Source organism: Erwinia aphidicola (assembly GCF_024169515.1).
Classification (GTDB): Bacteria; Pseudomonadota; Gammaproteobacteria; order Enterobacterales; family Enterobacteriaceae; genus Erwinia; species Erwinia aphidicola.
The window spans coordinates 2,040,228-2,051,923 of the sequence record NZ_JAMKCQ010000001.1 but is presented as its reverse complement, the minus strand read 5'-3'; the positions used below and the strand labels follow the sequence as shown (position 1 = coordinate 2,051,923).

Sequence of the window (11,696 nt, the reverse complement as noted above, 5' to 3'; positions counted from 1 at the left end):
GTAAAAGTTATGCAGGGTGAGAGATTTTCAGCCAGCCTAAAAGCCAGAAAAAGCTGGAAGTATGACGGGTAATTACCCTAAATAATTCGAGCTGAATCAAGGCGGCAAGCGAGGGACAAATCAGTCGGGAACTGATTTGAACAGCGCTCGCGCTGGCCGCAGGCTGAGCCTCAGGGACGAGGCTCATTAATCCCGATGAGCTTACTGTAGTAAGTGATTCGGGTGAGAGAGTGCAGCCAACGCAGAAGCAGCTTGAAGTATGACGGGTATGCAACGAAAATGATTTCCATAACCAGGATAACTAAGGAGTCAGGTATGGCCACCCCCGTCGCGGCAAAACGCGGAAAGAAACCCCGCGCTGCCGCAGCTACTCCCGCCGCACCTGCCGGGCAGGTCCAGTCATTAACCCGCGGCCTTAAACTGCTGGAATTCATTGCCGAATCGCACGGCAGCGTGGCGCTGACCGAACTGGCGCAGCAGGCCGGCTTACCCAACTCCACCACCCATCGTCTGTTGACGACCATGCAGCAGCAGGGATTTGTGCGTCAGGTGGGCGACTTAGGGCTATGGACCATTGGCGCGCACGCGTTTGTCATCGGCAGCAGCTTCCTGCAGAGCCGCAACCTGCTGGCGCTGGTGCATCCGATGTTGCGTTCGCTGATGGAAGAGTCGGGAGAGACGGTGAATCTGGCGGTACTGGACCTCAGCGATCATCAGGCGGTGATTATCGACCAGGTGCAGTGTACCCAGCTGATGCGTATGTCGGCACCGATCGGCGGCAAGCTACCGATGCACGCCTCCGGCGCCGGTAAAGCGTTTCTGGCCAATCTGAACGACAAGCAGGTAACGGAACTGCTGCATCGCAAGGGGCTGCACTATTACACGCCGAAAACCTTGATGTCGCCGCAGAGCCTGAAGGATAATCTCGCGCTGGTGCGCAAAACCGGCTATTCGTTCGACGATGAGGAGCATGCGCTGGGGCTGCGCTGCGTGGCCGCCTGCATTTATGATGAGCACCACGAACCGTTTGCGGCAATCTCCATCTCCGGCCCAATCTCGCGTATTACCGATGACCGCGTGACCGAGCTGGGTGCGCTGGCGATCAAAGCCGCCAAAGAGATCACCCGCGAATATGGCGGTGGGCGCTAACCTCATTTATAGCCAAAATAATGGGAGCGGCATCAAAGAGTATGAAGGGTATAGCGCTGGCAAAAGCGCTGACGCCGACGATAAGCAAACACATCTTCGATATGGCCATTGCGGATGCGCTGCTGCAGCTCGCGCCAGTACCCGGCGCGAAACAGTTCACTGTGCATCTCATCGAACAGTCTGCCGATTGCCGGGTCGGCACACAGATAGTGACGAAACTCCTCCGGGAACACATCTTCCGGCGACACGCTGTACCACGGCTCGTGGCTCAGCTCATCCTCCGGGTAGCACGGCGGCGGGATGTCGCGAAAATTCACTTCGGTCATGTAGCTGATTTCATCGTAGTCATAGAACACCACGCGCCCGTGACGGGTGATACCGAAATTTTTATACAGCATATCGCCGGGGAAGATGTTGGCCGCCGCCAGCTGCTTTACCGCGTTGCCGTACTCCTCGATTGCCTCGCGCCGCTGCTGTGGATTAGCCTGCTCCAGCCACATATTGAGCGGCGTCATGCGGCGCTCCATATACAGATGGCTGATGACCAGCTGCTCGCCCTGATAGTGAAGTTTCTCCGGCACCTCGCGCTGCAGCAGTGCCAGCAGCTGTGGGCTAAGTCGCTGCTGCTCGATCGCGAAGTTTTCAAACTCCTGGGTGTCGGCCATTCTGCCCACGCGGTCATGCTCCTTGACCAGCTGGTAGCACGCGCGCACCCGTTCCGGCGTGACCTCTTTCTGCGGCGCAAAGCGGTCTTTGATCACCTTAAATACCCGATCGAAGCCCGGCAGGGTAAATACCAGCATCACCAGGCCCGGTACGCCGGGCGCGATAACAAACTGTTCGCGGGTTTGCGTCATATAGCTGAGGTATTCGCGATAGCTCTCAGTCTTGCCATGCTTCTGGCAGCCAATCGCCATATACAGCTCGGCGGTGGTTTTGCCGGGTAGGATCTCGCGCAGCCATTCGACCAGCGCCGCCGGCAGTGGGGCATAAACCATAAAATAGGATCGGGCGAAGCCAAACACGATACTCGCCTCACGGTTGCTGGTCAGGCAGGTATCGATAAACAGCTCGCCCTCATCGCTGCGGTGGATTGGCAGCAGAAAGGCGCAGATGCCGCAAGGAGTGCGCAGTTTAGCCACCAGCCAGGCCGCTTTGTTGCGATAAAACAGTTCGTTAGCCACCTGTAGCGTTGCCTGCTGTAGCGCCTCCGCACTGAACTGTTCGTGCAGATGCGCCGTGATAAAGCCAATATCGCGCGCCAGATCCTGCCAGGGCAGGCGCAGCGGCAGGTCGTGCAGCAGACGGCTCAGCAGCGGCGGCCAGCCGGCCGTAGCGCTAAACTCCCTGGCCAGCGGCCGCGGAATGGTACGAAAGCGCCGTTCGGGCTGCGAGCTGAAGATAAATAGCCGCTCCGGCGTCAATGCCTGGTGGCTGAACAGCCGACAGTAGACGGAGTTAAAAAAGCTTTCGGCAATCTCAAAGCGCGGATAGTCCGGCAGCAGGTCGGTGTAGATCGCTTTCACCCGCTGGAGAAAATCGCGGTCGTCGGCCTGTGAGGCGGTGATGCAGCGCAGCTGTTCCACCACCAGGCCGACGTGATGGTCGTAGAGGTGAATACGCGCTTTCATCGCCTGCTGCACCGCCAGCCAGTCGGCCTGTTCAAAGCGCTGCTGCGCCCCGGCGGTAACCTCAAGAAAGCGACCATACTGCGCGTCAAATCCCTGCAGGATGGTGCGGGCAATCAGGGTTTCGAGTGTGGCCATGGTGTGCCTCCGGCGCGGGTTTCAGGAAGGGACGGGCATGCCCGTCCCCTACGATGCTAAGCTCGAGCGTTCGGTGTAGGGGTCGGGCATGCCCGATCCTGCGGGGTTAAAACTGATCTTCTTCCGTCGATCCGGTCAATGCCGTGACGGATGACACCCCACCCTGAATAATGGTGGTGACATGGTCAAAGTAGCCGGTGCCGACCTCCTGCTGATGCGAAGAGAAGGTGTAACCCTGCTTGATGGCGGCAAACTCCGGCTGCTGCACTTTCTCTACGTAGTGGCGCATCCCCTCCCCCTGCGCATACGCCTGCGCGAGGTCGAACATGTTGAACCACATGCTGTGGATCCCTGCCAGGGTGATGAACTGATATTTGTAGCCCATTTCAGACAGTGCCTGCTGGAAGCGGGCGATGGTGTCGTCGTCGAGATTCTTTTTCCAGTTAAATGACGGTGAACAGTTGTATGCCAGCAGCTTGCCGGGGAAGCGGGCGTGTATCGCGTCGGCGAAACGGCGCGCCTGCTCCAGGTCCGGCTTCGAGGTTTCACACCAGATCACGTCGGCGTAAGGTGCGTAAGCCAGCCCGCGGCTGATCGCCTGTTCGACTCCGGCATGGGTGCGGAAAAAACCCTCCGGGGTGCGCTCACCGCTGATAAATTCGCGGTCATATTCGTCGCAGTCGGAGGTGATCAGGTCCGCTGCGTCGGCATCGGTACGCGCAATCAGCACCGTTGGCACACCCATCACATCCGCCGCCAGCCGCGCCGCCACCAGTTTCTGAATCGCTTCCTGGGTTGGCACCAGCACTTTGCCACCCATATGGCCGCACTTCTTCACCGAGGCCAGCTGGTCCTCAAAATGTACGCCGGCGGCTCCAGCCTGGATCATCGACTTCATCAGTTCAAATGCATTCAGCACGCCGCCAAATCCGGCTTCGGCATCCGCGACAATCGGCAGGAAGTAGTCAACATGGCGCGGGTCGCCCGGCTCAATCTCGCTCGACCACTGGATCTGATCGGCACGCTGGAACGTGTTGTTGATCCGTTCCACCACCGACGGCACCGAGTTGGCCGGGTACAGCGACTGGTCCGGGTACATGCTGGCTGCGAGATTAGCATCGGCCGCGACCTGCCAGCCGGATAAGTAAATAGCCTCAATCCCCGCTTTCGCCTGCTGCAGCGCCTGCCCACCGGTCAGGGCGCCCAGGCTGTTGACGTAACCTTTCTTCGCTCCGCCGTTAAGCAGTTTCCAGAGCCGGTGCGCACCGTTTTCGGCCAGGGTACAGACCGGGTTGACCGAGCCGCGCAGCTTAACCACTTCCGCCGCGCTGTAGGGGCGGGTAATGCCGTCCCAGCGAGCTTCACGCCAGGTTTGTTCTATCTGCTGAATCTGTTGGATACGAGAAGTCATTGTGGTGCTCCTTGTCAGGGTTCAGGGGAGTAAGCGGTAGCCGGGCAGAGTCAGAAACTCCACCAGTTCGGGTTCGGTGGTAATGCGCTCCATCAGCGCGGCGGCTTCATTGAAGCGCCCGTTGTCATAGCGCGTGTCGCCCAGCTCCTGGCGAATAACCTGCATCTCTTCAGTCAGCATCTGGCGGAACAGCGCTTCGGTCACCACTTCTCCGCTTTGCAGGGTTTTGCGATGGTGGATCCACTGCCAGATAGAGGTACGCGAGATCTCAGCGGTGGCAGCATCCTCCATCAGACCGTAAATTGGCACGCAGCCGTTGCCGCTAATCCAGGCTTCGATGTACTGCACCGCCACGCGAATATTGGCGCGCATGCCCGCCGCGGTGCGCGCTCCGTCGCAGGGGGCCAGCAGCTGCTCAGCGGTAACGGGGGCATCCTGCACGCGCATTACCTGTAGCTGGTTTGGGCGGTCGCCCAGTACCTGATTGAAAATCTCCATCACGGCGTCGGCCAGGCCTGGATGTGCAATCCAGGTGCCGTCATGCCCATTGGTGGCTTCACGCTGCTTATCAGCCTGAACTTTATCCAGCACCCACTGATTGCGTTCGGCATCTTTGCTGGGGATAAAGGCCGCCATGCCACCCATCGCAAACGCGCCGCGCCGGTGGCAGGTTTTGATCAACAGTCGTGAGTAAGCATCGAGAAACCCCTGATCCATCGTGAGCGACTGGCGATCCGGCAGGACGCGATCCGGGTAGTTCTTCAGCGTTTTGATGTAGCTGAAGATGTAATCCCAGCGGCCGCAGTTTAGCCCGACGATATGATCGCGCAGGTGATAGAGGATCTCGTCCATCTGGAATACCGCTGGCAGCGTTTCAATAAGCAGCGTGGCTTTGATGGTACCGCGTGGCAGATCGAAACGATCTTCGGCGTAGCTGAATACGTCACTCCACCAGGCCGCTTCGTGGTAAGACTGGGTTTTTGGCAGGTAGAAATAGGGGCCACTGCCCTTTGCCAGCAGCGTGTCGACGTTGTGGAAGAAGTAGAGCGCGAAATCAAACAGGCTGCCCGGGATCGCCTCATCACGCCAGGTAACGTGTTTTTCCGGCAGGTGCAGACCGCGCACGCGGCAGATCAATACCGCGGGATCGGGCTTCAGCTGGTAGATCTTCCCGGCTTCATTGCGGTAGCTGATCGTGCCGTTTACCGCATCGCGTAGATTGATCTGTCCGGCAATCACCTTCTCCCAGCTGGGCGCCAGCGAATCCTCAAAATCCGCCATAAAGACATTCACGTTGGCGTTGAGCGCATTGATCACCATCTTGCGTTCAACCGGGCCGGTGATCTCTACCCGGCGGTTCTGTAAATCGGCTGGGATACCGCGGATCTTCCACGCTTTATCTTTAATGGAATTAGTTTCCGAAATAAAACCCGGCAGTACTCCGCCATCGATTTTACGCTGCACCCGTTGGCGATCGGCCAGTAGTGCATTACGTCGCGGCGTAAAGCGTGCCACCAGTTCAGCCAGAAAATCGACGGCGGAATCGGTAAGGATCTGTTGTTCTGCCTGACCAAACGCGTGCTGAAAGGTCAGTTCGCTGCTGATTACCTGCTGTGTCATCTTTTTCTCCTGTCATCGACCGGTGGGCGGCTGAGAGATCCGGCGTGCTGCCGCTGAACAATCTTTAAGCTACAGGATCAAAATATAATCAGTTAAAATTTAAAATCAAAAACTATTTCCATTTTAATTAAAAAATCATCTCAACATGATGATTTAAAGAGAGATTAAAGATCGCAATAACAGGAAGGTGTTTTCATCGGTAATGTGAGGAAGATCGGGTGACAGGATTAAGCTTGATGGGGAGGAGCTTACAGCTGTAGAAATGCCAAAGGGTGGATCGAGGATCCACCCTTTGCTTTCTACGTTCAGCGCGACTATTCGAGTGTCGGGTTCATATGGCGCAGGTCGAATGGCGTAATCTGGTAAACGTAGTAGTTGAGCCAGTTGGAGAACAGCAGGTTGCCATGGCTACGCCAGCTGGCACGCGGCGGTAGCTCAGGGTTGTCATGGGGGAAGTAGTTGAAAGGTACTTCCGGCTGCAGGCCAGCGTCGTAGTCGCGATGATATTCGCCGGAAAGCGTCAGGGCATCGTACTCGGGGTGGCCGGTGACAAATGCCAGGCGCTTATCCTTGCTGGCAAACAGATAGGCTCCGGTCTGCTCCGATTCCGCGAAGATCTCCAGATCGGTGTAGTCTCGCAGTAGCTGCACCGGGAAATCAGCATAGCGTGAGTGCGGCGCAAGGAAGGTATCGTCAAAGCCCCGCGTGAGCAGCGCATGCGGATGCAGGATCTGATGCTCAAACACACCTGAAAGCTTGTTTTCCCGCGTCTGCTTGGGGATGCCATACAGAATGTTTAACGCAGCCTGTACCGCCCAACAGACGAACAGTGTGGAAGTGACGTGTTCTTTCGCCCAGTGCAGCACCTGCTGGATCTGGGGCCAGTAAGCCACATCATTAAAGTCGACCAGTCCCAGCGGCGCGCCGGTGACGATCAATCCATCGTAGTTATCATGCTGAATATCTTCGAAATTACAGTAGAAATTGTTCAGATGCTCCGAAGGGGTATTACGTGATTCCCGGCTGTCGATGCGCAGCAGCTGCACATCAATTTGCAGGGGAGAGTTGGAGAGCAGGCGCAGAAACTGGTTCTCGGTTTCGATCTTCTTCGGCATCAGATTCAGTACCAGCACTTTTAGCGGGCGGATCATCTGCGTGCTGGCACGCGTGGACGTCATGACAAAGACGTTCTCGTTGCGCAGAAAATTCACGGCTGGTAATTCATCGGGTACCCTGATCGGCATAACCTGCTTCCTCACTACATACGTTTATACGTTTAGACATCCAGACAGCCAAAGATAACGCGCTCTGCCGCGAATGTCGAGTATTCATCGAATAGTTGAAAATGTTTCATCACGCCTGGCTTTGGGGACTAAAAGTGTTGTTCCCGCAGTGTGCGTCAATAATAGCTAAAATAGGGAAGTCGGGAGCTGCCTGGCTTTGTTAGATTACACATTTCTAAACAGATAATGTGTTCACGGATATGCAAAAAATAAAGGAATACCTCGCGCTGGCGATGGTGATGTGCGTGCCATATCTGATTGTAATGGCTGATAATTATATTTTCAAAAATGAGGTTAATAAGCATTCAATAACCGCCATCTCGCACTCTGTCTTTCTGATTATTAATATAATCCTGCTGTATAAAATCAAAGATAATAACAGAGACCTGTCCGGTGGGATCTTACTGATTATAGGGCTTTTTGCTGCGATGTTTATCCGTGAGAACCGGGAAAATATTCGCGATTTATTTAACGGAGCGCTTCACTGGTCGTGGCTGGCTATCGCAATATCAGTGAGTTATCTGTGGCAGGCGGCTCAGCAAGGCATCAGGAAGGCTTTGAGAAATCTTGTGGAGTTGCACAGATTCGGCGATTATAACTACTTGATTTGTGGTCTTATTTTAGTACTGGTGTGGTCCAGACTGTTTGGCAACCGCTATCTCTGGAAGGGAATTGCGAATATTCATTATAGCGAAGCACTGAAAAATACTGCTGAAGAGCCCACTCAGAGCCTGGGTTATCTGATCATTATGTATGGATTGGTGAAGATCTTACGCAGTAAGTAGGCAGCACGTGTCGATCAACGATTGGCCTTTGGGATCTGGCGTGCTTAACGGCCCTTTAAACGCAAAAAACCCCGGCCTTTCGGTCGGGGTTATTGCTTTATTTGATGCCTGGCAGTTCCCTACTCTCGCATGGGGAGGCCCCACACTACCATCGGCGCTACGGCGTTTCACTTCTGAGTTCGGCATGGGGTCAGGTGGGACCACCGCGCTAAAGCCGCCAGGCAAATCTTGGTGCACGAAACGAATATTTTGCACTGCTGCTGCGTTGGCCGCGCTCGTAAAGTCAGTCACATACTTCAGTATGCTCCCTCCTTTCCTTCGCTTGCCGCCTTGCTTCAGCACAAAATCTTTCGTTCCCGCTAAATTGTTATCCGGTCACAGGCTGAAAATCTCTTTTGCGTCTCTCATAACGCACACCAGAACGCTTCTGGCGTTGTAAGGTTAAGCCTCACGGGTCATTAGTACCGGTTAGCTCAACGCATCGCTGCGCTTACACACCCGGCCTATCAACGTCGTAGTCTTCAACGTCCCTTCAGGGGTCTCAAGGACCCAGGGAGAATTCATCTCGAGGCAAGTTTCGCGCTTAGATGCTTTCAGCGCTTATCTTTTCCGCACTTAGCTACCGGGCAATGCCATTGGCATGACAACCCGAACACCAGTGGTGCGTTCACTCCGGTCCTCTCGTACTAGGAGCAACCCCTCTCAATTCTCCAGCGCCCACGGCAGATAGGGACCGAACTGTCTCACGACGTTCTAAACCCAGCTCGCGTACCACTTTAAACGGCGAACAGCCGTACCCTTGGGACCTACTTCAGCCCCAGGATGTGATGAGCCGACATCGAGGTGCCAAACACCGCCGTCGATATGAACTCTTGGGCGGTATCAGCCTGTTATCCCCGGAGTACCTTTTATCCGTTGAGCGATGGCCCTTCCATTCAGAACCACCGGATCACTATGACCTGCTTTCGCACCTGCTCGAGCCGTCACTCTCGCAGTCAAGCTAGCTTATGCCATTGCACTAACCTCACGATGTCCGACCGTGATTAGCTAACCTTCGTGCTCCTCCGTTACTCTTTAGGAGGAGACCGCCCCAGTCAAACTACCCACCAGACACTGTCCCCACGCCGGATCACGGCGCCAGGTTAGAACATCAAACGTTAAAGGGTGGTATTTCAAGGTTGGCTCCACGCAGACTGGCGTCCACGCTTCAAAGCCTCCCACCTATCCTACACATCAAGGCTCAATGTTCAGTGTCAAGCTGTAGTAAAGGTTCACGGGGTCTTTCCGTCTTGCCGCGGGTACACTGCATCTTCACAGCGAGTTCAATTTCACTGAGTCTCGGGTGGAGACAGCCTGGCCATCATTACGCCATTCGTGCAGGTCGGAACTTACCCGACAAGGAATTTCGCTACCTTAGGACCGTTATAGTTACGGCCGCCGTTTACCGGGGCTTCGATCAAGAGCTTCTCCTTACGGATAACCCCATCAATTAACCTTCCGGCACCGGGCAGGCGTCACACCGTATACGTCCACTTTCGTGTTTGCACAGTGCTGTGTTTTTAATAAACAGTTGCAGCCAGCTGGTATCTTCGACTGCCTTCAGCTCCACCCGCGAGGGGTTTCACCTACCGACAGCGTGCCTTCTCCCGAAGTTACGGCACCATTTTGCCTAGTTCCTTCACCCGAGTTCTCTCAAGCGCCTTGGTATTCTCTACCTGACCACCTGTGTCGGTTTGGGGTACGATTCGATGTTACCTGATGCTTAGAGGCTTTTCCTGGAAGCAGGGCATTTGTTACTTCAGCACCGTAGTGCCTCGTCGTCACGCCTCAGCCTTAAAGAGTTCCGGATTTGCCTGGAACTCAAGCCTACACGCTTAAACCGGGACAACCGTCGCCCGGCTAACATAGCCTTCTCCGTCCCCCCTTCGCAGTAACACCGAGTACGGGAATATTAACCCGTTTCCCATCGACTACGCCTTTCGGCCTCGCCTTAGGGGTCGACTCACCCTGCCCCGATTAACGTTGGACAGGAACCCTTGGTCTTCCGGCGAGCGGGCTTTTCACCCGCTTTATCGTTACTTATGTCAGCATTCGCACTTCTGATACCTCCAGCATGCCTCACAGCACACCTTCAACGGCTTACAGAACGCTCCCCTACCCAACAATACTTGCGTATCGCTGCCGCAGCTTCGGTGCATGGTTTAGCCCCGTTACATCTTCCGCGCAGGCCGACTCGACCAGTGAGCTATTACGCTTTCTTTAAATGATGGCTGCTTCTAAGCCAACATCCTGGCTGTCTGTGCCTTCCCACATCGTTTCCCACTTAACCATGACTTTGGGACCTTAGCTGGCGGTCTGGGTTGTTTCCCTCTTCACGACGGACGTTAGCACCCGCCGTGTGTCTCCCGTGATAACATTCTTCGGTATTCGCAGTTTGCATCGGGTTGGTAAGCCGGGATGGCCCCCTAGCCGAAACAGTGCTCTACCCCCGAAGATGAGTTCACGAGGCGCTACCTAAATAGCTTTCGGGGAGAACCAGCTATCTCCCGGTTTGATTGGCCTTTCACCCCCAGCCACAAGTCATCCGCTAATTTTTCAACATTAGTCGGTTCGGTCCTCCAGTTAGTGTTACCCAACCTTCAACCTGCCCATGGCTAGATCACCGGGTTTCGGGTCTATACCCTGCAACTTAACGCCCAGTTAAGACTCGGTTTCCCTGCGGCTCCCCTATACGGTTAACCTTGCTACAGAATATAAGTCGCTGACCCATTATACAAAAGGTACGCAGTCACACCACGAAGGTGCTCCCACTGCTTGTACGTACACGGTTTCAGGTTCTGTTTCACTCCCCTCGCCGGGGTTCTTTTCGCCTTTCCCTCACGGTACTGGTTCACTATCGGTCAGTCAGGAGTATTTAGCCTTGGAGGATGGTCCCCCCATATTCAGACAGGATGTCACGTGTCCCGCCCTACTCATCGAACTCACAGCAAGTGCATTTTTGTGTACGGGAGTATCACCCTGTACCCTGCGACTTTCCAGACGCTTCCACTAATGCACAAGCTGATTCAGGTTCTGGGCTGTTCCCCGTTCGCTCGCCGCTACTGGGGGAATCTCGGTTGATTTCTTTTCCTCGGGGTACTTAGATGTTTCAGTTCCCCCGGTTCGCCTCATGCCACTATGTATTCATGACATGATAGTGTGACGTATCACACTGGGTTTCCCCATTCGGGTATCGTCGGTTGTTGCGGTTCATATCACCTTACCGACGCTTATCGCAGATTAGCACGCCCTTCATCGCCTCTGACTGCCTAGGCATCCACCGTGTACGCTTAGTCGCTTAACCTCACAACCCACAAGCGTCCCGAAGGACAGCATGCTGTCGTGAGCATTTGAGAGACTCGAACGCATCGTTAACTTCATTCTTATTACGGAGAATGAATACGACGCGTCGTTTCAATTTTCAGCTTGTTCCGGATTGTTAAAGAGCAAATATCTCAAACGTGACTCCAAAAAGTCAGTTTTGAGATACGGTGATAACGACTTTCACTTCGTTACCGGTATGGCGTCCCCAAGGGGATTCGAACCCCTGTTACAGCCGTGAAAGGGCAGTGTCCTGGGCCTCTAGACGATGGGGACTCTGATACTACATTTTGCTCGTTACGTTCATCAGACAATCTGTGTG

At 54.9% G+C, this 11,696-nt stretch carries 6 protein-coding genes, 1 tRNA gene and 2 rRNA genes; 2 read left to right on the top strand and 7 right to left on the bottom strand.

Going from position 1 to position 11,696, the window contains the following annotated elements:
• Positions 1 to 315: 315 nt before the first annotated feature.
• Positions 316 to 1,149 (top strand): glyoxylate bypass operon transcriptional repressor IclR, encoded by an 834-nt coding sequence (iclR, locus tag J2Y91_RS09500; RefSeq protein WP_253537975.1) that lies wholly within the window; start codon positions 316 to 318, stop codon positions 1,147 to 1,149.
• Between the two features lie 32 nt (positions 1,150 to 1,181).
• On the opposite strand, the gene aceK is transcribed toward iclR, so the two are convergent.
• From aceK to metA, 4 genes are all read right to left on the bottom strand, one after another.
• On the bottom strand, positions 1,182 to 2,915 hold the full coding sequence (gene aceK / locus J2Y91_RS09495) for a bifunctional isocitrate dehydrogenase kinase/phosphatase (RefSeq protein ID WP_253537972.1): 1,734 nt from the start codon (positions 2,913 to 2,915) through the stop codon (positions 1,182 to 1,184).
• Positions 2,916 to 3,021: 106 nt separating this feature from the next.
• The gene (gene aceA / locus J2Y91_RS09490) at positions 3,022 to 4,326 is read right to left on the bottom strand and encodes an isocitrate lyase (RefSeq protein WP_133622214.1); all 1,305 of its coding nucleotides are present in this window, start codon (positions 4,324 to 4,326) and stop codon (positions 3,022 to 3,024) included.
• A 21-nt stretch (positions 4,327 to 4,347) separates the two neighbouring features.
• Positions 4,348 to 5,946, bottom strand: coding sequence for a malate synthase A (gene aceB, locus J2Y91_RS09485; protein ID WP_253537968.1), 1,599 nt, complete (start codon positions 5,944 to 5,946; stop codon positions 4,348 to 4,350).
• 314 nt (positions 5,947 to 6,260) lie between these two features.
• The gene (gene metA, locus J2Y91_RS09480; protein WP_048917609.1) at positions 6,261 to 7,190 is read right to left on the bottom strand and encodes a homoserine O-acetyltransferase MetA; all 930 of its coding nucleotides are present in this window, start codon (positions 7,188 to 7,190) and stop codon (positions 6,261 to 6,263) included.
• A 239-nt stretch (positions 7,191 to 7,429) separates the two neighbouring features.
• Between metA and J2Y91_RS09475 the strand changes: the two genes are divergently transcribed.
• Positions 7,430 to 8,014, top strand: coding sequence for a hypothetical protein (locus tag J2Y91_RS09475; RefSeq protein ID WP_253537965.1), 585 nt, complete (start codon positions 7,430 to 7,432; stop codon positions 8,012 to 8,014).
• A 106-nt stretch (positions 8,015 to 8,120) separates the two neighbouring features.
• Here the strand turns inward: J2Y91_RS09475 and rrf are convergent.
• From rrf to J2Y91_RS09460, 3 genes are all read right to left on the bottom strand, one after another.
• Positions 8,121 to 8,236 (bottom strand): 5S ribosomal RNA (rrf, locus tag J2Y91_RS09470).
• A gap of 215 nt (positions 8,237 to 8,451) precedes the next feature.
• A 23S ribosomal RNA gene (locus J2Y91_RS09465) occupies positions 8,452 to 11,357 on the bottom strand.
• 217 nt (positions 11,358 to 11,574) lie between these two features.
• Positions 11,575 to 11,650, bottom strand: a tRNA-Glu gene (locus tag J2Y91_RS09460).
• Between the last annotated feature and the right edge of the window lie 46 nt (positions 11,651 to 11,696).